The sequence below is a fragment of the Actinocrinis sp. genome (assembly GCF_035653575.1).
Lineage (GTDB): Bacteria > Actinomycetota > Actinomycetes > Streptomycetales > Catenulisporaceae > Actinocrinis.
In genome coordinates, this window is sequence record NZ_DASRBQ010000086.1 from 1 (window position 1) to 24,117 (window position 24,117).

Annotated in this window: 23 protein-coding genes; 6 read left to right on the top strand and 17 right to left on the bottom strand. The window is 68.7% G+C overall.

Translation table 11 applies throughout. The annotated features are described in order from the left end of the window. Nucleotides 1-927: SAM-dependent methyltransferase (locus tag VFA06_RS12460; protein WP_324840672.1), on the top strand; the 927-nt coding region annotated here is incomplete at its 5' end. A 56-nt stretch (nucleotides 928-983) separates the two neighbouring features. Then, on the top strand, nucleotides 984-2,135 hold the full coding sequence (locus VFA06_RS12465; RefSeq protein ID WP_324840673.1) for an NADH-quinone oxidoreductase subunit D: 1,152 nt from the start codon (nucleotides 984-986) through the stop codon (nucleotides 2,133-2,135). A gap of 91 nt (nucleotides 2,136-2,226) precedes the next feature. On the opposite strand, the gene VFA06_RS12470 is transcribed toward VFA06_RS12465, so the two are convergent. The 12 genes from VFA06_RS12470 to VFA06_RS12525 all read right to left on the bottom strand — a co-directional run bounded on the left by VFA06_RS12470 (nucleotide 2,227) and on the right by VFA06_RS12525 (nucleotide 14,592). Continuing rightward, nucleotides 2,227-3,030, bottom strand: coding sequence for a hypothetical protein (locus VFA06_RS12470; RefSeq protein ID WP_324840674.1), 804 nt, complete (start codon nucleotides 3,028-3,030; stop codon nucleotides 2,227-2,229). Nucleotides 3,031-3,262: 232 nt separating this feature from the next. Continuing rightward, entirely contained in the window at nucleotides 3,263-3,796 is a 534-nt protein-coding gene (locus VFA06_RS12475; protein ID WP_324840675.1) for a DUF3180 domain-containing protein, read from the bottom strand. A gap of 136 nt (nucleotides 3,797-3,932) precedes the next feature. Next, nucleotides 3,933-4,490 carry a 2-amino-4-hydroxy-6-hydroxymethyldihydropteridine diphosphokinase gene (folK, locus tag VFA06_RS12480; protein WP_324840676.1) on the bottom strand — a complete coding sequence of 186 codons (558 nt, stop codon included), beginning with the start codon at nucleotides 4,488-4,490 and terminating at the stop codon, nucleotides 3,933-3,935. Then, entirely contained in the window at nucleotides 4,487-4,864 is a 378-nt protein-coding gene (gene folB / locus VFA06_RS12485; RefSeq protein ID WP_349260163.1) for a dihydroneopterin aldolase, read from the bottom strand. Before folB ends, folK begins: the two co-directional genes overlap by 4 nt. 224 nt (nucleotides 4,865-5,088) lie before the next feature. Continuing rightward, on the bottom strand, nucleotides 5,089-5,577 hold the full coding sequence (locus tag VFA06_RS12490) for a nuclear transport factor 2 family protein (RefSeq protein ID WP_324840678.1): 489 nt from the start codon (nucleotides 5,575-5,577) through the stop codon (nucleotides 5,089-5,091). Then, the gene (gene folP / locus VFA06_RS12495) at nucleotides 5,577-6,467 is read right to left on the bottom strand and encodes a dihydropteroate synthase (RefSeq protein WP_324840679.1); all 891 of its coding nucleotides are present in this window, start codon (nucleotides 6,465-6,467) and stop codon (nucleotides 5,577-5,579) included. Before folP ends, VFA06_RS12490 begins: the two co-directional genes overlap by 1 nt. Nucleotides 6,468-6,616: 149 nt before the next feature. Beyond that, nucleotides 6,617-8,344 (bottom strand): phosphatidylglycerol lysyltransferase domain-containing protein, encoded by a 1,728-nt coding sequence (locus tag VFA06_RS12500; protein WP_349260164.1) that lies wholly within the window; start codon nucleotides 8,342-8,344, stop codon nucleotides 6,617-6,619. Between the two features lie 257 nt (nucleotides 8,345-8,601). After that, the gene (gene folE, locus VFA06_RS12505; protein WP_324840681.1) at nucleotides 8,602-9,315 is read right to left on the bottom strand and encodes a GTP cyclohydrolase I FolE; all 714 of its coding nucleotides are present in this window, start codon (nucleotides 9,313-9,315) and stop codon (nucleotides 8,602-8,604) included. A 9-nt stretch (nucleotides 9,316-9,324) separates the two neighbouring features. Then, on the bottom strand, nucleotides 9,325-11,316 hold the full coding sequence (gene ftsH / locus VFA06_RS12510) for an ATP-dependent zinc metalloprotease FtsH (protein WP_324840682.1): 1,992 nt from the start codon (nucleotides 11,314-11,316) through the stop codon (nucleotides 9,325-9,327). 388 nt (nucleotides 11,317-11,704) lie between these two features. Continuing rightward, nucleotides 11,705-12,256, bottom strand: a complete 552-nt coding sequence (hpt, locus tag VFA06_RS12515) for a hypoxanthine phosphoribosyltransferase (protein WP_324840683.1) — start codon at nucleotides 12,254-12,256, stop codon at nucleotides 11,705-11,707. Nucleotides 12,257-12,345: 89 nt separating this feature from the next. Then, nucleotides 12,346-13,392: a tRNA lysidine(34) synthetase TilS gene (gene tilS / locus VFA06_RS12520; protein WP_324840684.1), complete on the bottom strand. Its 1,047-nt coding sequence runs from the start codon at nucleotides 13,390-13,392 to the stop codon at nucleotides 12,346-12,348. Between the two features lie 51 nt (nucleotides 13,393-13,443). Further along, nucleotides 13,444-14,592: a zinc-dependent metalloprotease gene (locus VFA06_RS12525; RefSeq protein WP_324840685.1), complete on the bottom strand. Its 1,149-nt coding sequence runs from the start codon at nucleotides 14,590-14,592 to the stop codon at nucleotides 13,444-13,446. A 396-nt stretch (nucleotides 14,593-14,988) separates the two neighbouring features. Here VFA06_RS12525 and VFA06_RS12530 point away from each other — a divergent pair, with 396 nt between their 5' ends. After that, complete coding sequence (locus tag VFA06_RS12530) at nucleotides 14,989-15,489, top strand: inorganic diphosphatase (protein WP_349260162.1); 501 nt, start codon at nucleotides 14,989-14,991, stop codon at nucleotides 15,487-15,489. A 40-nt stretch (nucleotides 15,490-15,529) separates the two neighbouring features. Here the strand turns inward: VFA06_RS12530 and VFA06_RS12535 are convergent, their stop codons facing one another. Further along, nucleotides 15,530-16,636, bottom strand: coding sequence for a C40 family peptidase (locus VFA06_RS12535; protein ID WP_324840687.1), 1,107 nt, complete (start codon nucleotides 16,634-16,636; stop codon nucleotides 15,530-15,532). Nucleotides 16,637-16,890: 254 nt separating this feature from the next. Further along, nucleotides 16,891-17,577, bottom strand: coding sequence for an HAD-IA family hydrolase (locus tag VFA06_RS12540; RefSeq protein WP_324840688.1), 687 nt, complete (start codon nucleotides 17,575-17,577; stop codon nucleotides 16,891-16,893). Between the two features lie 189 nt (nucleotides 17,578-17,766). On the opposite strand from VFA06_RS12540, the gene VFA06_RS12545 reads away from it, so the two are divergent. Then, nucleotides 17,767-18,534 (top strand): SDR family oxidoreductase, encoded by a 768-nt coding sequence (locus VFA06_RS12545; protein WP_324840689.1) that lies wholly within the window; start codon nucleotides 17,767-17,769, stop codon nucleotides 18,532-18,534. Between the two features lie 74 nt (nucleotides 18,535-18,608). On the opposite strand, the gene VFA06_RS12550 is transcribed toward VFA06_RS12545, so the two are convergent. The 3 genes from VFA06_RS12550 to VFA06_RS12560 all read right to left on the bottom strand — a co-directional run bounded on the left by VFA06_RS12550 (nucleotide 18,609) and on the right by VFA06_RS12560 (nucleotide 21,991). Then, nucleotides 18,609-19,526: a LysR family transcriptional regulator gene (locus VFA06_RS12550; RefSeq protein WP_324840690.1), complete on the bottom strand. Its 918-nt coding sequence runs from the start codon at nucleotides 19,524-19,526 to the stop codon at nucleotides 18,609-18,611. A 21-nt stretch (nucleotides 19,527-19,547) separates the two neighbouring features. Next, nucleotides 19,548-21,152 carry a HAMP domain-containing sensor histidine kinase gene (locus VFA06_RS12555; protein WP_324840691.1) on the bottom strand — a complete coding sequence of 535 codons (1,605 nt, stop codon included), beginning with the start codon at nucleotides 21,150-21,152 and terminating at the stop codon, nucleotides 19,548-19,550. 92 nt (nucleotides 21,153-21,244) lie between these two features. Further along, nucleotides 21,245-21,991 (bottom strand): response regulator transcription factor, encoded by a 747-nt coding sequence (locus VFA06_RS12560; protein ID WP_324840692.1) that lies wholly within the window; start codon nucleotides 21,989-21,991, stop codon nucleotides 21,245-21,247. A gap of 224 nt (nucleotides 21,992-22,215) precedes the next feature. Between VFA06_RS12560 and VFA06_RS12565 the strand changes: the two genes are divergently transcribed. Next, the gene (locus VFA06_RS12565) at nucleotides 22,216-23,610 is read left to right on the top strand and encodes a ferredoxin reductase family protein (RefSeq protein ID WP_324840693.1); all 1,395 of its coding nucleotides are present in this window, start codon (nucleotides 22,216-22,218) and stop codon (nucleotides 23,608-23,610) included. Nucleotides 23,611-23,635: 25 nt separating this feature from the next. After that, the coding region (locus VFA06_RS12570) for an FMN-binding protein (protein WP_324840694.1) at nucleotides 23,636-24,117 on the top strand (482 nt) is incomplete at its 3' end.

Consider the following 24,117-nt stretch of genomic DNA (forward strand, 5'->3'; position numbering starts at 1 on the left):
GCCCAGCCCGCCACAGTCCCCGGCCCGGCCAGCCAGCCAACCCAGCCCGCCACTCCACCCGGCCCGGCCAACCAACCGGCCCAACCCGCCACAGTCCCCGGCCCGGCCAACCAACCGGCCCAACCTGCCACAGTCCCCGGCCCGGCCAACCCACCGCAGCCCGACGACTCCCTACCCCGCCGCCTGCGCCTCGTCGCCGTCGAGGTCACCCCCAAACCCGATAATCTGACTTCCGATATCGAATGGCGTAACGATCTGCCCGCCGGGGTCACCGGCCTGCTCATCGCCAACGAGTGGCTCGACAACGTCCCGTGCGACGTCGCCGAGTCCACACCGCACGGCTGGCGGCTCGTCGAGGTCGCAGCCGACGGCGCGGAACGCCTCGGCCCGGAGCCCAATCCCGACCAGCAGGCATGGTTGTCCACATGGTGGCCGACCCCAAATTCCTCTAATGAACCGTCAGACCAGCCTCTTCGCGCCGAGATCGGCCTGAGCCGCGACACGGCCTGGCGCCGAGCCGTCGCCGCGCTTGACCGAGGCGTCGCCATCGCCGTCGATTACGCACACAACCGCACGTCACGCTCGCCCTTCGGCACGTTGACCGGTTACGCTCACGGTCGTCAAACCGCCCCGATTCCGGACGGTTCGTGCGATATCACCGCCCATGTCGCGCTCGATTCCTGCGCCGCCGCCACGCATGCCGACTGGACCGTGCTCGCCACACAGCGCGAGGTTTTCCACAGCCTGGGGATGACCGGCGGGCGACCTGACCTGGCGCTCGCCTCGACCGACCCGCGTGGCTACCTGCGCGCGCTGTCTCAAGCCTCGGCCGCCGCGGAGTTGACCGACCCGCTAGGCCTCGGCGGATTCGGCTGGCTCGCGCAAGGCGTCGCCATGTCCATGCCCCCAGCGCTGGCCCGTCTCTAACGGCCCTCAAGACGCCCTCTCCGGAGTGTCACGAAGGAGTGAGAGACTTACCGCTCATGGGACAGCTTGTGGAGCGCACCGCGGGCATCGGCGCCGGACTGGCCACCGAGGACATGATCCTCAACATCGGCCCGCAGCACCCGTCCACGCACGGCGTGTTGCGCCTTCGTCTGGTGCTGGACGGCGAGCGCATCGTTTCCGCCGAGCCGATTGTCGGCTATATGCACCGCGGCGCGGAAAAGCTGTTCGAGGTCCGCGATTACCGGCAGATCGTCGTACTGGCGAATCGGCATGACTGGCTCTCCGCCTTCTGCAACGAGCTCGGCGTCGTGCTCGCCGCGGAGCGGATGCTCGGCATGGAACTGCCGGTCCGCGCCTCATGGGCGCGCACCATGCTCGCCGAGCTGAACCGGGTGCTCAACCACCTGATGTTCCTCGGCTCGTATCCGCTCGAGCTCGGCGCGATCACCCCGATCTTCTACGCTTTTCGCGAGCGCGAAGACCTGCAGAAGGTCATGGAGGAAATCTCCGGCGGCCGGATGCACTTCATGTTCAACCGCGTCGGCGGCCTGAAGGAGGACCTGCCGGCCGGCTGGCTCGATCGGGCCCGCCGCACGATTCAGGCGGTGCGTGCGCGGCTGGCCGACATCGAGAACCTGATTCACGGCAACGAAATCTTCCGCGCTCGCACGGAAGGCGTCGGCGTGGTGACCGCCGAGCAGGTGGCGGCCTACGGTCTTTCCGGGCCGATCGCGCGGGCCAGCGGGGTCGACTTCGACCTGCGCCGCGACGATCCGTACCTCGCCTACGGCGAACTCGGCGACGTGCTGCGCGTCGTCACCCGCGAGGCCGGAGACTGCTTCAGCCGCTTCGACTGCCTGCTGGAGCAGACCCACGTCTCCCTGGACCTCGCCGAGGCGTGCGCGGACCGGCTCGCCGCGCTTCCGCAGGGCCCGATCAACCTGCGGCTGCCCAAGGTGCTCAAGGTGCCGGAGGGCGAGACCTATGCCTGGACCGAGAACCCGCTCGGCATCAACGGGTACTACCTGGTCTCGCGCGGGGAGAAGACGCCCTGGCGGCTCAAGCTGCGCTCGGCCTCGTTCAACAACATCCAGGTGCTCGGCGAGTTGCTGCCGGGCCACCTGGTCGCGGACATGGTCGCGATCCTCGGCTCGATGTTCTTCGTGGTCGGAGACATCGACAAGTAGCCGCGAACCACCACAGCTAGCCGTGCCGGAACCGGTGGTCGGGCGTGCGCAGCCGCTCACGACTGCGCGTTCGCAGCCGCGCGTTCGCCCGCTACGCCATGTCCTTGATCTCCCGCACCGAGAACTCGACGGTCTCGTCGTAAGCGGTCAGATCGAGCACGCCGTCCAGATCCGCCGCCCCGATGACCGGAGCCATCGCCAGCGCCGCTTCCGAGACGGGCACCTGCGCGGAAGCCAGCTGGTCGATGAACGGCCGGTACAGCCGGTCGGTCTCCGGGGCCGAAGCTTCGCCGCCGTCCGCGCCGTTACCGTCCACGACCTGCCAGCCGCGTCGCCGAGCCGCTGCGTTGCCGCTCTGCGTGCCGGAATTCTTGCCAGCCGGCGCTGCGGTAGCCGGTCGGGTCGTGGTGCGAGGATTCCCGGCCGATCCGTCCTCGTCTCCGGCAACGTCCTGCGACGTTGCGGTAACGCGGCCGCTCGACGGTTCCTCAACGGTCAGTACGAGCGACGACGTGCCTGTCGGCCAGCTGTCCGAGCCGGTGAGCGCGTCCAGTTCCCGCTCTGCCGTCCTGCGCGCGGCGCGTTCCCGCTCCAGCTGTTCGCGGGCCCGGGTGAGCTGGTCCTGAATCAGGATCGAGTACTGCTGTTCGTGTTCGAGCTCGGTTCTGACCCGCTCGAGCTCGGTCCGGTGCCGCTGCTCCGCGACGGCCAGCGCGTCGAGGTCGGCGCGCCGCCGCCGGGCCATCTCCTTCGCCCAGCGCTCCAGCATGCCGCGCTGTTGCCAGAGCGAGCCGAAGCCGAGGATCGCAGCGATCGAAGTGGTCCCGTACCCGGCCCAAGCCCCCGCAGGCTGGCCCAGACCGACGGCCAGGCCCCCGCCCGCCGCGGTCAACATGAGAATGGCAATGCTCGGCCGGGTTCCCGACGGACCCGCCCCCGTAGTCTGCCGATGACGCATACGTGAACTCTAGTTGTTGGCTCGCATTCTACGGAATACCCGTTTGCAGATTGGAAAGTCAAAGTTGCCTAATGCATCGTCACGCGCGTAGAGCGCTCTGACACTGGTACTTCCCGAGGATGTACCGCAGCGGCGCCCTGATAAGGCAGCAACGCGTGCTGACGCGTTCTTAAGCTCCCGATGGAACTTTCCCGTCACCGCCGGGCTCCTCTGGCGGCACCTTCAAGATGTGCTCGAGATAGATTGCCGCCGCCATGAGGGCCGCACCGGCGACGAACGCGAAGGCGCAGCGCAGCGCCTCGGAGCGGTAGATGCCGACGTCCAGCCGGCCGAGCAGGAACAGCCCGTACCCGCCGTAGATCCCGGCGAACACCGAGCCGACCAGGCCGGAGGCCTTCGCCAGCACCAGCGCGCGGGCCGCCTGCAACGGATCGATCGGCTTGACCGGCCGCTCGTTCGGCTCACGCGGCAGACCGCGCTCGATCCGTGCCCGCGCCTTGCGATACGCGGCGAACCGGGAACGCAGCCCGAGCGCGACGCCGAATACCGCGACCGCGAGCACCGCAAGCGTGATCGGCGCGGACAGCGGTACCGCGGGAACGCTGCTGTCGCCCAGATGATCCCAGAAGCGCAGCACCACATAGGCGATCACGGCCACGACAACAGTGGTTGCCACGAGCACCAGGGGTTTAGTCGGCTTCACGGCCCCAGTCTGTCAGTTTCGGCTCTTGCCCGGCGAACAGGTCTCGGTTCGATACATCGTCAGAACTTGATTGGAATGCGGCGGCAGGCGGTCAGGCGGACGGCATTCACCCGGCGCGCGGGAAACTCGCCCGACGTCAGAGTTGCAGGCTCAGATCGTCGCGTCGTTTGACGCCGTTGATCGGCTTGAGCGCCTCGAGCAGCGCCGAGACCGGCCCCCAGCCGGGCAGCTTCGCGTCCGGTTCCACGTCGTGCCAGGGCACCAGCACGAAGGCGCGCTCGTGCGCCCGTGGGTGCGGGACGGTCAACCGGTTGTTGTGGGTGACCAGCGAGTCGTACGCGATGATGTCGACGTCGATGGTGCGCGCCGACCAGCGTTCCTCGCGCCGCCGGTGCAACGCCTGTTCGATCGCGAGGGCCCGGTCCAAAAGGGTGAGCGGAGTCAGATCGGTGGCGACCAGCACGACCGCGTTGTAGAAATTCGGCTGGTCGCTCAGGTCCATCGCATCGGCCGAGTCCGGTGGGCCGCCGAACGGCTCGGTCTCGTAGACCGGGGAGACCGCGACCACCTCCAATGCCGGCGTGTCCACCAGCGCGTCCAAGGCGGCCTGGAGGGTCTCTAGCCGGTGCCCCAGATTCCCGCCGAGCGCCAGCACCGCCCGGTGGTCGTAGCCCCGCTTGCGCTCACGGTTCATCGCGCCTCCTGCCACGCCTCGCTCCGCCGCCGGATGGTGACGGTGACGTCATCGAACGGTACTGAGATAGGAGCGTCCGGCTTGTGCACGGTGATCTGCGCCTCGCGCACCACCGGATCGGCCAGGCAGGCGCTCGCGATCCGTTCTGCCAGCGTCTCGATCAGATTGACCGGCTCGCCCTCGATCAGCGCCACGATCTTCTCGGCGATCGCGCCGTAGTCGGCGGTCGCGGCCAGGTCGTCTCCCGCGGCGGCCGCCCGGGTGTCCAGGCCGAGCGCGGCGTCCACGATGAAGGTCTGGCCCTCGGCCCGTTCCCGCGGGAAGACGCCGTGCCGGCCGCGCCCCCGCAGTCCGTGCAGCACGATCCGGTCCAGATCCGCCGACCGGTCCACGCCGTCACCCGCACCCATCCGCCGCTCCGTCTACCTCGGTCGTGCCCGCCGCCGGTGACCGGGTCCGCAACCCCGTCTGAGGCGTCGCCGAGACCGTGCCGCAGCCACGACACGCGTCCTCGACCGCTGCTGATGCAATTGCCGCCTACGGCATGCTGCCTGCCCAAAGCGCGGCGGCGTCTAACCCTCGCCGGGTGCTTTCTGCGCTATTCGCGCTCGTCGGGCGGCTCAGCGTCCCCGGAGGGGAAGACCGGGGAGGAATGGTGGGCGAACAGCAGCCACCGGCCGTCCGTGGAGCGTCGGAAGACGTTAGTCGCTTCCGCTCTACCGCCGGCGAATCCGGTCGGGTCCTCGCCCTCGCCGCGCGGCAGATCGGTGAGCACGTTCTCCGCGCACGTCACCACGGCCAGGTCGCCGGAGACCACGACGCGAACATCCGTGATGAAGAACTGAAGGTATGACAGTCGTGACATGACGACTGCCCAGGACATCAGCACTTGCGAACGACCATGTACCGCAGGCTGCCCGGGGTGTACGCAGTGCGCGGTGCCCGAGTGCTCGCCGTCGATCCACAGCGCGCGCACGGTATCGAGATCGCCGTCCTCGACCGCCTGATAGAAGGTCTCGTTGGCCGCGGCGACCGCGGCTTGCTCGGCGGTGAACGGCTCCTCGTCCACCGGCGGCTGCGTCGCCATTAATGGCCCCCCGCTCTATTTGCGTAGTGTGGATCACCTACCGCGGCCGCTACGCGTACCGCGTCGATCGCCTCCGCCGCCGCATGCACACGCACAGCCCACGCGCCGTGCGCGGCTACGAGCGCGGCGAGCGCGATAGTGGCGACGTCCCGATCCGGCGCGGGACGCGGTTCGCCGTCCGGCCCGGCCAGCAGGCGGCCTAGGAAGCGTTTGCGTGAAGGGCCGATCAGCAGCGGACGGCCCAGCGAGTGCAGCGCGTCGAGGTGGCCGACCAACGCCCAGTCGTGTACCGCGCTCTTCGCGAAGCCGAGACCGGGATCAAGCACGATGCGATCCGGCGTGATGCCGCCGTCAACCGCGCGCTCGACGCTCTCGGCCAGTTCATGGCGTACCTCGGCGACGACGTCCCCGTATACGGCTCGGCTGTTCATATCGACACTGTGCCCACGCCAGTGCATGAGGATGTATGGGACCCGGGCCGAAGCCACGAAAGGGATCATCTCCGGGTCGGCCTGCCCGCCGCTCACGTCGTTGACGATGCGCGCGCCCGCTTCCACGGCCTGCCGGGCCACCTGCGCGCGCATCGTGTCCACCGAGACGACCGCGCCTTCGCGGGCCAGCGCCTTGATCACCGGGACGATTCGGCGCAGCTCCTCGTCCACCGGAACGCGCAGCGCGCCCGGCCGGGTGGACTCCCCGCCGACGTCGACGTAGTCCACGCCCGCCGCGAGCAGTTCCATCCCGTGCTCGATCGCGGCCTGCGGCTCGAAGTAGCGGCCGCCGTCGGAGAAGGAGTCGGGGGTCACGTTGACCACGCCCATCACGGCGCACCGGTCGAGTTCGGGAAGTCCCGTCACCCGCCGGTTGGGTCGCGTCGCCAGCACCGCCATGACCTCAGCCTAGCGACTGCGGGCACGCCGGCTTACCGCCTGAGCGTCCGGACGGTCGAGCCGGAGGCTTAGGTCAGTTGGTCGGCAGTCTGCAGGCGGCGGATGAGCAGGTACGTCGCCGAACGGTCAGTTGGTGTGCCGCCAGCGGGTCAATAGGTACGCAGCGACGCCGCGTCCGCCTCCTCCTTCGGCCCGCGCCGCAGCAGCGAGGGCAGCACGAGGAAGGCTTCGGCCTCAAGGGCGGCGAGCGCGATCCGCGGAAGGTCCCGGGTCTGCCGGAATGCGACGAAGCGCGGCTCCCAGACCGGCCGGAACTTGGCGTTGAAGCGGTAGAGCGACTCGATTTGGAACCAGCGGGAAAGGAAAACCAGCAGCCCACGCCAGCGCCGCAGCACCGGTCCGGCGCCGATCCGCTCGCCGCGTTCGAGCGCGGAGCGGAACACGGCGAAGTTCAGCGACATCCGCTTGACGCCGAGCGTCTTCGCCTCACGCAGCGCCGCCACGATCATCAGCTCGTTGAGGCCGGGGTCGGCGGAGCGGTCGCGCCGCATCAGGTCGAGGGAGAGTCCGTCCTTGCCCCACGGTACGAAGTTGAGCACGGCGCGGATCTCGCCGTCCTTGGTGGCGGTCACCACGACGCAGTCGCCGTCGGACGGGTCGCCGAAGCGGCCGAGCGCCATGGAGAAGCCGCGCTCGGTCTCGGTGGACCGCCCGTCGCAGGCCAGCCGCCGGATGAGGACGATCTCCTCGCTCGGGATGTCGCGCAGCCGCCGCACCTCGCAGACGTACCCCTGCCGCTCGATCCGGTTGACCATCTGCCGGACGTTGCGCATCGGCCGGCCTTCGAGCGAGAAGTCGGCGACCTCGACCACGGCCTCGTCGCCGAGTTCCAGCGCGTCCATCCCGGCCTCGCGGTGCCAGATCTCGCCGGCCTGCTCCGAGCAGCCCATGACGGCGGGGATCCAGGCGTAGCGCTCGGCGCGCTCGACGAAGGCCCGAATGGCGCCGGGCCAGGCCTCCGGGTCGCCGATCGGATCGCCGCTGGCGAGCATGACGCCGGAGACGACGCGGTAGGCGATGCACGACTTGCCGGTGGGGGAGAACAGCACGGACTTGTCGCGGCGCAGCGCGAAGTAGCCGAGCGAGTCGCGCTGTCCGTGCCGCTGGAGCAGGGCCCGGATCTCGACTTCCTGATCCTGGGTCAGCCGGGCGGCGGGCTCGGCGGGCCGCAGGAAGAGGTACAGGGTGACCAGGACGGTCAGCAAGCCCAGGCCGAAGAGGGAGAAGTAGATGTAGTCGCCGTAGTTGTCGCCGCGGAAGTGCATGGGACCGCTGATGCCGGCCAGGCCGAGTACGACGTGGTTGATGCGATCCAGCAGGTTCGCGTCGCCGATGATGCGATCCGCGCGCGCCGAGACCAGCACCAGCCCGATCGCGATGTCGCCGATCAGCATGGCCCAGAACGTCCAGATGGCCCGCCACCGGGACTTCGGGTCGCTGAGCGCGTAGAACTCGTTGCGGTACACGATCAGCAGGACCAGGACGAGGAAGTACAGCACGATCCCGCCGAAGGGCTCGCGCCGGAACAGGTGCACGGCGATCGACGTGGTCAGCAGCGCGACGACGCCCATCCAGGCGCGGTGCTTGCGCCGCCGCAGCGCGTGCGCGAGGGAGACCAGCAGCACGCCGACGATCAGGCTGGCGGCGACGGCGTACGGGTTGACCTGCAGACCGGGGACCAGGTGGCCGAACTTGTGCACGGGCTGGAGGTGCCGCACCCGCGGGAAGATCGCGGAGAGGATGTCGAACAGGCCGAGCAGGTAGCAAAGCAGGCCCGCGACGCGTGGAACCCAGGGCTTGGGGTTGCGAGCCGGGATCGGAGGCGTCGGCGGCTCGGCCGGCTTTTCGGGGGCGGGAGCGGGAGTCGGCGGCGTGGCCTTGGCGGGCACGGCGGGTCGGTTATCGGCGTCCACCGCCGGGCCCTCACTTCCAGGCTGCGGCTCTTCTGAGACGGCGTCAGATTTGTTCTTCAGCGAACCAGACCGCGTCGATGATCCCGAGCGCACGCCATTAGACGACGCAGAGTTCCTCAGCGGCCCAGACTGTGCTGATGATCCTGGGCCCGCCTCGTTCCTCAGCGACCCAGGATGAGACTCATCGCCTCCGCACGGGTCGCGGAGGAACGCAGCATCCCCCGCACTGCTGACGTGACCGTCTTCGCGCCGGGCTTCCGTATCCCTCGCATCGACATGCACAGGTGCTCGCACTCCACTACCACGATGACCCCGCGGGGCTGCAAGATCCGCACCAGGGCGTCGGCGACCTGCGTGGTCAGCCGCTCCTGGACCTGCGGGCGCTTGGCGTACACGTCCACCAGTCTGGCCAGCTTCGACAGACCGGTGATACGCCCGTCCACCGAAGGAATGTAGCCGACATGGGCCACTCCGTGGAATGGAACGAGGTGATGCTCGCAGCAGCTGTACAGCTCGATATCTCTGACCAGGACCATCTCGTCGTGACCGAGGTCGAAGGTGGTGGCGAGAACATCCTCCGGGGCCTGGCGCAGCCCGGCGAACATCTCCCGGTACGCGCGCGCCACCCGCCCGGGCGTGTCCCGCAGCCCGTCGCGGTCCGGGTCCTCCCCGACCGCGATCAGCAGCTCGCGGATCGCGGCCTCGGCGCGCTTCTCGTCGAACGGCGCCACCGCCCGACCGGCGTCCGGGGTCGCGACGCCCGGTTCACCGGGTAAAGACAGCGGGTCCACCGCCGAACGCACGGCGGTGGACTCCACTGCTGACTCAGACTGCGCTGTTGACGACTGCGGTATCGACGGATCGGTCTGGCTCATACCAGGAGGTTAACTGCCCGCCAGCCCGCTCTGCCCGGGCAGGTCGCTGCCGGAGCCGCCGTTGACGTTGTAGCTGCCGTTGGCGAGCTCCAACTCCTTCGGCGTCTTGACCGGCGGCCGGTCGGAGGGCACCCGGCGAGTCGAGCCGGTCCAGGCCGGGCGCGCCGGGCGCATCCGCACATCCCGGAAGATGTCCGCGATCTGCGCCTTGTCCAGGGTCTCCTTCTCCAGCAGCTCGAGCACCAGCCGGTCGAGGATGTCCCGGTTCTCCACCAGGACCTCCCAGGCCTCGTCGTGGGCGGTCTCGATGAGCTTCTTGACCTCCTCGTCGACGATCGCCGCGACCTCCTCGGAGTAGTCACGCTGGTGACCCATGTCGCGGCCGAGGAAGACCTCGCCGCTGTCCTGGCCCAGCTTGATCGTGCCGAGGCGCTCGGTCATGCCGTACTGGGTGACCATCGCGCGGGCCAGCTTGGTGGCCTTCTCGATGTCGTTGCCGGCGCCGGTGGTCGGGTCGTGGAACACCAGCTCCTCGGCCGCCCGGCCGCCGAGCGCGTAGGCCAGCTGGTCAAGCAGCTCGTTGCGGGTGGTCGAGTACTTGTCCTCGTCCGGCAGCACCATCGTGTAACCGAGGGCGCGGCCGCGCGGCAGGATGGTGACCTTGTGCACCGGGTCGGTGTTCGGCAGCGCGTGCGCGACCAGCGCGTGCCCGCCCTCGTGATAGGCGGTGATCTTCTTTTCGTGGTCACTCATCAGCCGGGTGCGCTTCTGCGGACCGGCCACGACGCGGTCGATCGCCTCGTCCAGCGCCGAGTTGTCGATCAGCTTCTTGTCCGACCGGGCGGTCAGCAGCGCCGCCTCGTTGAGCACGTTCGCCAGGTCGGCGCCGGTGAAGCCGGGGGTGCGCCGGGCGACGGCCATCAGGTCGACGTCGGGCGTGAGCGGCTTGCCCTTGGCGTGCACCTGGAGGATCTGCTGACGGCCGTTCAGGTCCGGCGCGTCCACGGCGATCTGCCGGTCGAAGCGGCCGGGCCGCAGTAGCGCCGGGTCCAGGATGTCGGGGCGGTTGGTGGCCGCGATCAGGATGACCCCGCCCTTGACGTCGAAGCCGTCCATCTCGACCAGCAGCTGGTTCAGGGTCTGCTCGCGCTCGTCGTGTCCGCCGCCGAGGCCCGCGCCACGGTGCCGGCCGACCGCGTCGATCTCGTCCACGAACACGATCGCCGGGGCGTTCGCCTTGGCCTGCTCGAACAGGTCACGCACGCGGGAGGCACCGACACCGACGAACATCTCGACGAAGTCGGAACCGGAGATCGAGAAGAACGGCACTCCGGCCTCGCCGGCCACGGCCCGCGCGAGCAGGGTCTTTCCCGTACCGGGCTGACCGTAGAGCAGCACGCCCTTGGGGATCTTTGCGCCGATCGCCTGGAATTTGGCCGGGGACTCGAGGAACTCCTTGATCTCCTGCAGCTCCTCGATCGCCTCGTCCACGCCCGCGACGTCCGCGAAGGTGGTCTTCGGCGTGTCCTTGGTGATCATCTTCGCTCTGGACTTGCCGAAGTTCATCACCCGCGAGCCGCCGCCCTGCATCTGGTTCATCAGGAACAGGAAGACGATCACGAGCAGCACGAACGGCAGCAGCGTGACGAGCACGGAGATGATCCACGGTTGCTTGGACTGCACGACGTTATAGCCGTCCGAAAGGTGCCCTGCGGCGACCTGATCGTCGAGCGCCTTTGTGATGTCCGCACCCTGCTGATCATTCAGGTACGTGGCGATCTGCTTGGTGCCGTCATTCAGGGTCACCTGCACGCTCTGGCTCGACCCGGTGGTCACCTGGGCCGACTTGACCTGATTGTGGGTGATCTCATAAATGATCTTCGACGTGTCGACCGAGGTGGCGCCGCCCCCGGAGGACACGATGTTCATCACGGCCAGCACTGCGAGCACGGCCAGCACGACCCAGATCGCTGGGCCACGGAAAATACGCTTCACGTCCATCGTCCGGGGCTTCCAGCCCCGTCCCTTCTCGCCGGCTCGTCCCTGGTGGGTACTGCTGAACTGGTGCTTGCTACTGCTGCTCTCACGCTACTGAGCAGTACTACTACCCGGCAGCGATCGGTTGCCTCTCCTCCCCCTGAGCCAACCGCCCCGAAAGGAGCAGGCCGTACTCGCGGGCGTCCAACACTGAGGCGTCCAACACTGTGCCAACGATCCTACGCGGTGCGTGCGTTCCCGAGTTGCGCCAGGAGTGGACGAACAACCACGAGACGTGCGCAATTGCAGGTCACGAGAGAGCGGCGGACGCGGTTCACGAGTAGACGTGCGGGGCGAGCGTGCCGATCCAGCGCCCATGGTTCATCGGCACACTCGCTCAACCCACCCGCGATCACGAGTAAACGTGCGGCGCGAGCGTGCCGATGAACGGCAGATTGCGGAAGCGCTCGGCGAAGTCGAGGCCGTAGCCCACCACGAACTCGTTGGGGATGTCGAAGCCGACGTACTTCACGTCGATCTGCACCTTGGCCGCGTCCGGCTTGCGCAGCAGCGCGCAGACCTCCAGCGACGCGGGGTTGCGCAGGCGCAGGGTCGACAGCATCCAGGAGAGGGTCAGGCCGGAGTCGATGATGTCCTCGACCACAAGCACGTGCCGGCCCTCGATGTCGGTGTCGAGGTCCTTGAGGATCCGGACCACGCCGGAGGACTTGGTGCCGGCGCCGTAGGACGAGATCGCCATCCAGTCCATCGTCGCGGGCGTGCGCAGCGCGCGGGACAGGTCGGCCATCACCATCACGGCCCCCTTGAGCACCCCGACGAGCAGCAGTTCACGGCCGCCGTAGTCCGCGTCGATCTCGGTGGCGAGCCGGGCGATCCCCTCCGCGAGCTCCGCCTGGCTAAGCAGCACCCGCTCCAGGTCAGGGCCCATGTCCTTTTCGTCCACCGGGACAGTCTCCTCGTTTAATCTGCGCGGCCGGTTCGGCGGCGCGGCGCCCGGGTCACGCCCCGGCACGCCGTCGGACCCGTCCGGGATCAGGCCGGCGTCGCCGCGCACTGCTGCTTCCCCTCACGCGCCGCCGCCTGCTCCGAGCCGTCCAGGGTCCGCTCGCCGAAGGCCAGTCTGCCATCCGCCCGGTGAACGACCACCGGCCCGGGCAGGTGCAGTGGACCTTGGCCCCGCCAGTTCGTGATCAAGGCGTCTACCGCCTCGATGTGCACGGCCGCCAGGGTTCCGGCCGGGGCGCCGGAGCCGAGCGCGGCAAGTCGTATAACGCGACGGCGCACCGCTGTGGGGAGCGCTCCGAGCCGTGCCGTATCGAGTCCGCCTTGTGCGTGACGGCACTCTTCCAGCGCCCGCGCAGCCCAGTGGTCCAGCGCCTCGGTGTCTTCGCGCAGCATCCGCGCGGTGCGTGCCAGTGCTTCAGGCATGCCGGGGCCGAGCGCGTCGTGGATGGCGGGGAGAAGTCGATGGCGGATACGCGATCGCGTGTACGAGAAGTCTGCGTTATGCGGATCGCGCCACGGTACGACGCCTTCCGCGAGGCATGCGTCTTCGGTTACCGAACGAGCCGTATCCAGTAGCGGACGACGGTACCGGTCCCCCGGTCCGAAACGGGCCGGCATGCCCGCGAGTGATCTAGCGCCCGAGCCTCGAGCCAATCCCAGCAGGACGGTCTCGGCCTGGTCATCTCGGGTGTGGCCGAGGAGCACTGAGCGGGCTTTAAGCCGCTCGGCGAAGTGATCTAACGCCTCGTAGCGTGCGGTACGAGCCGCCGCCTCCGGTCCCCCTTCACGACCGACCACCACGGCGACGGATTCGACGGGGTCGAGTCCGCGCTGGCGCAGCAGCCTCACGACCTCATCCGCCCGCCGCCCGGACCCCTCCTGCAGCCCGTGGTCAACAGTCACCGCTCCGCAACGCAGCCCGAGCCTCGGCGCGACGAACGCCGCCGCGCAGGCCAGCGCGAGCGAGTCCGCTCCGCCGGAGCAGGCGACCAAGACCAGGTCGCCGGGCTGATGGTCATTCAGCGTGTGGCGTACCGCCAGGCGTATCGCCGCTACCGCGGGCACCGGTCCCATAGCTGACCACTCCTCAACCAAGTCGCCGTGGCGGCCCGCCCGGGCGCGGCCTCAACCGCGGCGCAGCGGAACCCGCCGGATCCACGCGGCCGGGTCGCTGATCTCCGCCTGGGTCGGGAGCGTGTTCGGCGAGGTCCACACGCGGTTGAAGCCGTCGATCCCGGCTTCGTCCACCACGTTGCGCACGAAGCGCTCGCCGTCGCGGTACTGCCTCATCTTCGCGTCGAGTCCGAGCAGCTTGCGCAGCAGCGCCTCCGGCCGCAGCCGGTTCTTCGACCTGCGGCGGCCGAACTCCCGGCTGATCTCCGCGACCGACGGCACGACCAGCGGGCCGACCCCGTCCATCACGTAGGTGGCGTGCCCCTCCAGCAGCGTCATGACCGCGGTGAGCCGGTCGATGACGGCCCGCTGTGCAGGGGTCCGCACCATATCCAACAACGAGAGCTCGTTGATAGGGGTGACGGGCTCGACGGCGTCACCCACTCGATCGGCCGGTACATCGGCGTGTCGTGTAGACGCATCAGTGCCTGTACCCATCACCGTGCGTATGACGGCCTTCATGCGCTCGATGAACACCGCCGGTTCGACCTCTAGCTCGGCGATCAGCGTGCCGATCTCGCCGAGGATGTGGTCGCGCAGCCAGGGGACGGCGCCGAACTGGACCCGGTGGGTCTCCTCGTGCAGGCAGACCCAGAGCCGGAAGTCGGTCGGGTCGACGCCGAGTTCCCGTTCTATTTGCACGATGTTCGGCGCGACGAGCAGCAGCCGGCCGGCAGTGTCGGGGGCGCCGAAGGGGTCGTACTGGCCGAGCACCCGATGGGAGAGGTAGGCCAGCAGGGACCCCAGTTCGACACCCGTCAGCTTCGCCCCGGCGACGCCCGCGGCGGATCGCAGCCCGCTCGGGATCACGCCTTCGCGCCATTGCCGGACCTTCTCGGCCAGTGGGGCCGAGAGTTCCTGCACGGCTTCGAGGTTCGCGTTGACCCAGCCGTCGCGCCCCACGACCAGCACCGGCGAGCCGTCGTCCGGCGCGTCGAGCTTGGTGAAGTTCTTCACGTGCCCTTGGGCGGCCTGCGCGCTACGCCGCAACTCGGCCACCGCCGCCTCGGCCTGACGCGGACTGACCGCGGGCCCTGGACGTACCAGGCGTCGCGCCGTCGCCTCGGCCACCGACCAGTCGATCAGTTCGTCACTCGCCACACCTTCAACGTATCCCGGTGCGATGCTTCTAAAAGCGTTGCGCGATGGCCAATCTAAGCCCTCGTGCCGATTGCCCCTGATTGAACTTATTGCGCTCGGATTGAACACCGCCGCGGCCGCCCTCTAGCCGGTCGCCTGGTCGCCCGCGTCAGAGCAACGTGGGGATGGGTCCGGCACACGTAACCGGAGTGTTGCGTTGATCACTCGCCAGTGCGGTCTGTCTCGCGCACCCTTCGCGGTGCGGGACACTAGTGCGGTAAGCCTGGTCATCGCGAGGCATACCCCACCGACAGCCGTCCGCCTCAACCGCGGGCACACCCGGTCACTCCTCCGGCAGAGCCATGTGCCGCCGAATGAGTGATCACGGCCCGACGGGCACCCCCACATGGAGGAATGATGGAGTTCGACGTCCTGATCGAGATCCCGAAGGGCCAGCGGAACAAGTACGAGGTAGACCACAAGACCGGCCGCATAAGGCTGGACCGGATGCTGTTCACCTCGACGCGTTACCCCGCGGACTACGGCTACATCGAGGACACGCTCGGCGAGGACGGCGACCCGCTGGACGCCCTGGTCCTGCTTGAGGAGCCGACCTTCCCCGGCTGTCTGATCCTGTGCCGCGCGATCGGCATGTTCCGGATGACCGACGAGAAGGGCGGCGACGACAAGGTCCTGTGCGTCCCCGCCAACGACCCGCGGGTCGAGCACATCCGCGACATCCACCACGTGCCCGAGTTCGACCGGCTGGAGATCCAGCACTTCTTCGAGGTGTACAAGGACCTGGAGCCCGGCAAGTCGGTCGAGGGCGCGACCTGGGTCGGGCGCACCGAGGCGGAGGAGGAGATCCGCCGCTCACGGCTGCGCTTCGCGGAGAGCCCGGACAGCCGGCAGCACTGAGGCGGATCCGGCTGATCGGTCGGTCCGGCCTGGCGAAGAATCAGTCCGGCCTGGCGAAGAACTGGATCGACCCCCACATCCACATCGGCGAGATCTCCACGTTCTCTCCCGAGCGCGGGGCCTGGATCATCTGCTGGTTCCCGATGTAGATGGCCTCGTGGTAGATGGTGTCCGAGTCGCTGCCGTCCGTGGCCCAGAACAGCAGGTCGCCGGGGCGCAGGTCGCCGTAGCCGATCGGATGGCTGGCCTGGTACTGGAAGGCGGCGAAGTGCGGCAGGTAGACGCCGGCCGCCTCCCACGCGCGCATCGCCAGGCCGGAGCAGTCGAACGAGTACGGTCCGACGGCGCCCCATACATATGGCTTGCCGAGCTGTGCGTATGCGTACGCGAGCGCGCGGCTGGCGAGTGACCCGTCGTAGGCGGGTACGGAGTAGTGATTCGCGGCGGCCTGGGCGGCGCGGCGGGCGGCTTCCTCCGCCAAGCCCTGCTGGCGCTGCTGCTCCAGCTGCACCGAGACGCGCTGGGCTGCGGCGAGCTGCGAAAGCAACGCGTCACGGCGGGCGCTGACTGAGGCGACTTGGCTCTGTTCCGCCGCGACGGCGGCTCTGGCGACCTCGGCCGCCTTCGCGACCTGGACTTGAGCCGCGGCCTGGCTGCGCACCGCCGCGTCCGCGGTGGCCTTCGCGTCCTGGGCGTCCTGGCGGGCCTGGTCGGCCGCTTGAAGGGTCGCCTTCAGATCGGCGCTCTTGTGCGCGAGCATGTGAGCGCCCGTCACGAACTGCTCCGGTCCGTCCGCGCTCAGGACGAGGCTGACCGATCCGAGCCCTCCCCCGTCCCGGTACGCGGCCGCCGCGAGTCGGCCCAGGTCTGACCGCACGTCAGCGTAGTGTCGCTGCGCGATCTGGACGTGGTCCGAGGCGATCTGCGCGGCGAGTTGGGCACGCTGCAGTCGCACCGTCGCAGCGTCGTACTGCTCGGCGGCGATCTGGGACTGCCGCACGAGCAGGGTCAGCTGACGCTGTGCCGCGTCGAACTGCGCCTGAATCGGCGCGACTGCGGACTGTGCGCGTTGAACAGCCTGTTTTGCCTGATCGACCTGGTTCTGACTCGGGTAGACCGGATCGGCGTACGCGCCGCTGACCGTCAACCCAAGCAACGCCGCACAGGCGAGCGCGCACAGCACTCGCCGCGATCGGCGAACTCGACGACAAGCCACTGGCACCTCCCACGGCCGACGACCCTGCGTAGTCGATCGTGCCCGGATGCCACATGGTCATTTCGTCCGACACGCGTTAAATCACCCAGATGCGTACTTAAACGCCTAAAACGTGTGATTAACCGTCAGGTTCCGTCAGACGACCTGTCAGGCCGCGGTCGTCGCGAGCCTGAACCGGCAGTGCGCTAGGCCCGTACCGCGTCCAGCAGCGCACGCGGCCGTGCGGCGACTGGAGCATGCTCCACCAGCTCAAAGGAGCACCCGATCGCCGTCGCGCCACCGTCGGCAGCAGCGTTGTCACCGACCATCAGAACGTCGGCCGGCGCGCATCCGACCGCCTCGCAGGCGAGTTCGAAGATGCCCACGTCCGGCTTCTTGACCCCGACCTCGTAGGAGAGCACGTAGTCGGCGATCAGGTGGTCCACACCGAAATGCTTGAACACGGTGCGAAGATCCCAGCCGATGTTGGAGACCACGGCGACCGGCATGCCGCGTGAGTGCAGCAGCTCGAGCACCGCGACGGTGTCCGGGTACGCGTCCCAGGCCTCGGGTGCGTAGTGGCGGTCATACAAGATGTCCGCGAGGCCGGGCCACGGCAGCTCGGCCGTCTCCACCAGCGCGGTGTAAGCGGCCCGGTGGTCCTCGGCGGTCAGGTCGCGTCGCGCCCATAAGTCGGTCAGGTGTGCAGGCACCGCGAACTCGGAGTACGCGCCCGCTTGGCCGCCGCTCGCGTGCAACCGCTCCGCCCACACCTCCACCTCGGCATCCGAGGCGGTGATCCCGGCCCGATCCAGCGCCGCGCGCAGCCACGATTCGGCCGACTCGCAGTGAAACAGGGTCCCGGAGAAGTCGAAGAGCACCGCTTTCGCCATGAGTCAGATCATCGCATGAGCGGACCACCACACCTCAGGCCGTCCGAGCGAGCCGACGGACGGCAAGCCACAAACCGCACCTGTGGCCGCCACCGGAATCCGTTGTTTCCGGAGCCGTACATAACAGGGTCATGATTGCCGCGAGCCGCTGATGTGCGGCCATTCGTTCACTGACGGGGAGCTTCAACTATGAGTCCGGATGCGGACGCCTCCATAACGCGCGATCTCACGGGAAAAGTCGCCTTGGTGATCGGCGGCGCACGGAACATGGGTTCAGCGATCGCCGAGCACATCGCGGCACGCGGCGCGACCACGATCATCAGCTACCGGAGCTCCGATGGCGCGGCCGAGCAGACGCTGGCCGCGCTTGAGAAGCACGGGGTCGAGGCCGAGGCGGTGCGGTCTGACGCGACGGTGTCCGCTGACGTCGACGCGCTGTTCGCCGGTGTCGTCGAGCGGCACGGGAAGATCGACCTCGTGGTGCACGTACCCGGTGCGGTCATCAAGAAGCCGATCGCGGACTTCACCGACGACGACTTCGAGCATCTGATCAACCTCAATACGCGCAGCGCCTTCTACTCACTGCGCGCCGCCGCTCAACACCTGGCTGATCAGGGCCGCTATGTGGTGCTCTCCACGACGCTGACCGCGGTGATGACCGGACCGTACGGGGTGTACTCCGGTTCGAAGGCGGCCGTCGAGCGGATGGTGCTGGCCGCGTCGAAGGAACTCGGCGCCCGCGGGATCACGGTCAACGCGGTCGCGCCCGGTCCGATCGACGACTCCTTCTATCAGGCGGCCGAGACGCCCGACGCGATCGCCGCCGCCACGCATCACAGCCCGCGAGGTCGTCTCGGTACCTCGCAGGACGTCGCACCGGTCGTTGGATTCCTCGTCAGCGCGGACGCGGGGTGGGTCAGCGGGCAGACGGTGCGCGCCAACGGCGCGATGTTCTGATCCGTTCCGCTTCCGGTCCGGATCCCGGTCCCGGTCTAGATCCCCGCGCCGTGATCCTGCGCATGCCGTCGTCGTCAGGCTCCGCCATCCTCCTCGTCCCAACCGGTTAACGCGCGTACGTGCGCGACAAGTTGGGAGATCAGGTGTTCGGCGGCGCCTGGCATCCACACGACCGCGAGGTAAGACGGTGCCGCGTCGGATACGGGCACCCAGCTGACCCCGGGTAGCGGGAAATAGCGGGCCAGGGGCTCGGGCGCCAGCCAGACCCCGCGGCCGCGCGCCACCAGCATCAAGCGATCCTCGATGCGGTGCGCGGCCGGCCCGCGCACCGCCGGCTTGCCGTCGGGACGCGGCTCGGCCAGCCAGTGGCGTACCACTTCTTCGGATACGACCACCTGCGGCACGATCACCGGCTCGTCGGCTAGTTCGGCGAGCGAGATAGTGGGCCGCGCGGCAAGCGGATGGTCCGACGGCAGCGCGACGAGGCGACGGTCGCGGCGTACCTTCGCGTAGCGCAGCCGTGCGTCGCCCGTCGGTACCCATAGGAACGACGCGTCAGCCGTCCCGTCGGCCAGCGCGGCCAGTTCCTCAGGCAGCGTCGAGACGCTTATCAGGTCCAGTTCGATGTCCGGGGCGGACGCCTCCATCGCACGCACGACATCGAGCGCGAATTCAGCGGTCGCGTGTGGCTTGCAGACCAGCCTCAGCCTTCCCGCACGCCCTTGGGCGCTCGCCCGAACCCGCGTCCCGAGCGCGTCGAGGTCGGCCAGCAGCGGTTCGGCTCCGGCGCGCAGTTCGTCGCCGGCGCGCGTCAGCCGCACTCCGCGCGAGGTGCGTACCAGCAGCGTCGCCCCGAACGCCCGCTCCAACTGCTGTACCTGAGCGGACAATGCCTGTTGCGCGATATGCAGCCGCGCCGCCGCCCGCGTGATCGTCCCCTCTTGTGCCACTACCAGGAACGAACGCAACAGCCTCGTGTCGAGATCGTTCACGCCACCACGGTAGCGAGACGATCAACTCTGTTGCGGGTGTCCGTTCTCGGGCCGCTCGCTCACGGGCGGGACGGCGGGCAGGACGATCGTGAAGACGGTGTGGCCGGGACGGGTCTCCAACTCGACCCGGCCGCCATGCGCCTCGGCGATCGCGCGGGTGATCGCCAAGCCGAGGCCGGTGCTTCCGGAGGCGCGGGAGCGCGCGCGGTCTCCGCGTACGAATCGGTCGAAGGCGCGGGCCGCAACCTCCGGGCTGAGCCCGGGACCGGTATCGGTGATGCTGAGACGTACCTCTTCGGGCTCTGAGGACACCGTAGGCGTCGTAGATGCTGCAGATGCCGTAGCCCCTTCGGCCGCAGCCTTGTCCACGACCGGAGCCTCGATCCCGTCCGGTTCATTTTCCGAAGACTCCGTAGCCTCACCGCCATCCAGCCGCAGCGTCACTTCGGTGCCCTCGGGCGTGTGCGTACGTGCGTTCGCGAGAAGGTTCGCGATCGCCTGCGCCAGACGGTGCGAGTCACCGACCACCGCCGTCGGCTCGGCGGACAACTCCAAGCGCCAGCGATGACCGGGCGCCGCGGCTCGTGCATCCTCGACCGCGTCCAGCGCCAGCCGGGTCAGATCGACCTGCTCGCGGGCCAGTGGCCGCCCGGCGTCGAGGCGGGCGAGCAGCAGCAGGTCGTCGACCAGCACCCCCATGCGCTGCGCCTCGGCTTCGATGCGGTCGAGCGATCGGCGCACCGGTTCGGGAATGTCGCCAGGGTGCCGCTGCGCGAGTTCGGCATGGCCGCGGATCGCCGCCACCGGCGTGCGCAGCTCGTGGCTGGCGTCGGCGGCGAACTCCCGCAGCCTGGCCTCGACCGCGTGCCTCTTGGCCAGCGCGTCCCCGATGTGTCCGAGCATCCGGTTGAGCGAGGCGCCGACGCGCCCGACCTCGGTGGCCGGATCTTCGTCGGGGACGCGCACGGACAGCTCCACCTCCCCGCTGGCCAGCGACAGGCCACTGACCCGCTCGGCGGTCCTGGCGACGCGGTCCAGCGGTCGCAGCGTCAGTCGCACCCACACCGCGGCGACGATCGCCGCCAGCGCGAGCGCCGCGGCGAACATCGCCATCTCGGCGCCGGCCAGTTGCTGCACGGTCTGCTCGACCCGAGCGAGTGGCAGGCCGGTGATCAGGACGTCGCCGTCCAGCCCGACCTGTGCCCGGATCCGGTATTCGCCGACGGACGACAGGTCCAGCGTGTGCGCGGATCCGTCAGTCGGTAACGCAACCAACGCCTTCTCGTCCTGCGCGGACAGCTTGACTCTGTCTTCGATGCTGCCCGTGGTGTCGTCGCTGTCACCGTCGACGACCGCAGCCTCAGTGATCGTGCTCCCTACGAGGCGCACTCCGAGCGTTCCCGGCGTCTGTGCCCGTGTATCGCCTCTGTTCGCATCGCTGCCGCCGGACCCGGCGTGCTCAAGGCTTGCTGCGTAACGCCCTCCGGCTTCGGCGAGCTGCTGATCGACGTCGCTGACGAGGTAATGGTTGAGAACGGTCGTCGTGGCGAGTCCGATACCAGCGCACAGGAGGGCGAGGATCGCGACCAGCCCAAGGGTCAGCCGACCGCGCAGCGTACGAGGCACACCTCGCCTGAGCAGGCGCAACAACCTTCCACCCGCGCCAGATAGATGACGAGCCGGCGCCGTACGCTCTCCCGTCGCCTCGTTCTCTGTGCTCACGTCGCTGCTTTCAGCACATAGCCCGCGCCGCGTACCGTGTGGATCATCGGTGTACGGCCCGCATCGAGCTTCTTGCGTAGGTAGCTGATGTAGAGCTCGACGACGTGCGCTTGGCCGCCAAAGTCATAGCTCCACACCTCCTCAAGGATCTGCGCCTTACTCAACACCTGGCGAGGGTGGCGCATCAGGTAGCGAAGCAACGCGAACTCGGTGGGGCTTAGGTCGACCGGTGTCCCGCCGCGGGTCACCTCCATCGCCCGCTCGTCCATCACCAAGTCGCCGACCACCAGGCAGTCCGGCCGCGCTTCCGCCGGCGGAGTGGAGGGGAAGGCGCGCCGCAGCATGCCGCGCAGCCTGATGACGACTTCTTCCAGGCTGAACGGCTTCGTCACGTAGTCGTCCCCGCCGGCCGCGATCCCGGCGATCCGGTCCTCCACCGCGTCCCGCGCGGTCAAGAACAGCACCCGCGTCTCCGGTCGATCCTGGTGGATCCGGCGCAGCACTTCGGTGCCGTCGAGGTCGGGCAGCATCATGTCGAGCACGACCGCGTGCGGCTGCCAACTCTCCGCGACGCGCACGGCGTCCAGGCCGTTTTCCGCGCCCTTGGCCTGCCAGCCCTCATAGGCGATCGCCCCGCAGATCACCTCGACCAGGTCCGGCTCGTCGTCGACGACGAGGACGCGCCAGCCGCTGCCGGCGGCGCTCTCCGCGGCGGCCGCGCCCGGTGCATCAGTGCCTGTCACCGGCCCATTGTCCGGGCCGAAGGTGAGAAAACACTGAAAAGTCCGCACTGCGCGTGGCGCTTGCTGTGCCTCGAGCGTAGTTCTTGACCTGCTGGTTTCGCCGTCACCGCAACGAACTCGCGCCCCAGACTCAGAGGGAACTGAGAAGTGGCGATGTGACGATGGGCCGTGGGCGGTCGACCCACGACGCGCCCGTCCCCAGCGCCGAGAAGGAAGGTCCCCGCATGCCAGCCGTCGCCGATCGTGCCCGCGCCCCGCGGCGCGCCGCCGACCGCGGCCGCGTAGCCGGCTCGCCTGGCCTGCGACTCCCGGCAGACACGATCCCGGTCGCCGTGCTGACGCTCGTCGGCATCGGCGCACTGGCCGTGCTCGCGCTGTGGTGGAAGGACACGTTCAACGTCGTCGGCGCCGCCGGCTGGCTGACTGGGGCGGGCCGGATCACCGGGCTCCTCGCGGGCTACCTCACGCCGCTGCTGCTCCTGCTGATGGCCCGAATACCGGTGCTCGAGCACAAGGTCGGCTCCGACCGGCTGGCCCGCTGGCACGCGCTGGCCGGTCGATACATGGTCTGCCTCGTTGCCGCGCACATCCTGACGATCATCTGGGGCTACGCCTACACGGCGCGTAAGTCGGTCGTGAACGAGGCCGTGTACGTCGTCTTCGACTACCCAGAGATGATCAAGGGTACGTTGGCGGCGCTACTGATGTTCGGTACGGCATTCGTCTCCGCTCGGGCAGCCCGCCGCCGCCTTAGCTACGAAGCGTGGTACTACCTGCACCTGACGACGTACCTCGCCATCGCGCTGGGCTTTAGCCACCAGATCGTCAACGGCGCCGACTTGGACACCGGTCCGGCACGGGTGCTGTGGAGCGCGTACTACGTCATCGCCTTCGTGCTCCTCGGTTGGTTCCGCCTCTTCGTGCCCTGGCGCAACGACCGCCGGCACCAGCTCCGCGTGGCCGAGGTCAGACCGGAAGGACCGGGAGTAGTCTCGGTCATCCTCACCGGGGAGCACCTCGACGAGCTTCGGGCCGAAGCGGGCCAGTTCTTCCGGCTCCAGTTCCAGGCCAAGGGACTGCGCTGGACGGCGAATCCGTACTCGCTCTCGGCCGCACCGCACCCACGATTCCTGCGCTTCACGATCAAGGACCTGGGCGAGCACAGCGCGGCCGTCGCCCGGTTGCAGCCGGGAACCAAGGTCCGCGCCGAGGGCCCGTACGGTGCGTTCACCGCGGGACGGGTACGAGCCCGCAAGGTCCTGCTCCTCGCCGGCGGCGTCGGGATCACCCCGATCCGCGCGCTGTTCGAGACGCTCCCGGCCAAGCGCGGCGACCTGACCCTGCTCTACCGCGCCAGCTGGCCGGAGGACGTGATCTTCCGGCACGAACTCGAGTCGATAGCGGCAGCGCGCGGCGCGCGCCTGCGCTTCCTCGTCGGGCCGAGGTCCGAGGTCGGTGACCCGCTCACCGCGCGCACGCTGTCCAAGCTGGTCCCGCACCTGAACCGCCACGACGTGTTCATCTGCGGCCCGGAATCCATGGCCACCGCGGCGGTCCAGGCGCTGCGTGAGTGCGGGGTCAAGCGCTCACACATCCACCACGAGTCGTTCACATTCTGAGTAAGCGGTAAGGAGCACGTCAGTCATGCGTCGCGCCATCGTCGCCGGCACAGCCACGGTCTCAGGCATCGTCCTGCTCCTCGGCCTCAAACCGCACAGCAGCGGCTCCGCCCTCGGAACGTCAAGCTTCAGCATCGGCTCCGGCTCGAACTCAAGCCCCAGCACAAGCGCGGCGGCCCCGGCGACGACCGCACCGGCGGCAGGAAACGGCCAATCCTCGTCAAGCGCCCCGAAGAGCTCCCCAAGCACGCCGTCGACCTCGACCGGAACCAAGGTCGTCACCGGCGACGCAGCGGACACCCGCTACGGCCCGGTCCAGCTCCAGGTGACCTTCAGCGGCAAGAAGATCACCAGCATCAACGTCCTGCAGTACCCCACGGAAAGCTTTCGCGATCAGCAGATCAACAGCTACGCGCTCCCCCTCCTAAACCAGGAGGCGATGTCCGCACAAAGCGCCCACATCGACGTCATCTCCGGCGCCACCTATACCAGCGACGGCTACGCCCA

What these genes read in the sequence shown, in the direction of transcription:
- VFA06_RS12465 (WP_324840673.1), top strand. Translation starts at nt 984, where the DNA reads ATGGGACAGCTTGTGGAGCGCACCGCGGGCATCGGCGCCGGACTGGCC.
- VFA06_RS12470 (WP_324840674.1), bottom strand. Translation starts at nt 3,030, where the DNA reads ATGTTGACCGCGGCGGGCGGGGGCCTGGCCGTCGGTCTGGGCCAGCCT.
- folK (WP_324840676.1), bottom strand. Translation starts at nt 4,490, where the DNA reads ATGAACCGTGAGCGCAAGCGGGGCTACGACCACCGGGCGGTGCTGGCG.
- VFA06_RS12490 (WP_324840678.1), bottom strand. Translation starts at nt 5,577, where the DNA reads ATGGCGACGCAGCCGCCGGTGGACGAGGAGCCGTTCACCGCCGAGCAA.
- folP (WP_324840679.1), bottom strand. Translation starts at nt 6,467, where the DNA reads ATGGCGGTGCTGGCGACGCGACCCAACCGGCGGGTGACGGGACTTCCC.
- folE (WP_324840681.1), bottom strand. Translation starts at nt 9,315, where the DNA reads ATGAGCCAGACCGATCCGTCGATACCGCAGTCGTCAACAGCGCAGTCT.
- ftsH (WP_324840682.1), bottom strand. Translation starts at nt 11,316, where the DNA reads ATGGACGTGAAGCGTATTTTCCGTGGCCCAGCGATCTGGGTCGTGCTG.
- tilS (WP_324840684.1), bottom strand. Translation starts at nt 13,392, where the DNA reads ATGGGACCGGTGCCCGCGGTAGCGGCGATACGCCTGGCGGTACGCCAC.
- VFA06_RS12530 (WP_349260162.1), top strand. Translation starts at nt 14,989, where the DNA reads ATGGAGTTCGACGTCCTGATCGAGATCCCGAAGGGCCAGCGGAACAAG.
- VFA06_RS12540 (WP_324840688.1), bottom strand. Translation starts at nt 17,577, where the DNA reads ATGGCGAAAGCGGTGCTCTTCGACTTCTCCGGGACCCTGTTTCACTGC.
- VFA06_RS12545 (WP_324840689.1), top strand. Translation starts at nt 17,767, where the DNA reads ATGAGTCCGGATGCGGACGCCTCCATAACGCGCGATCTCACGGGAAAA.
- VFA06_RS12565 (WP_324840693.1), top strand. Translation starts at nt 22,216, where the DNA reads ATGCCAGCCGTCGCCGATCGTGCCCGCGCCCCGCGGCGCGCCGCCGAC.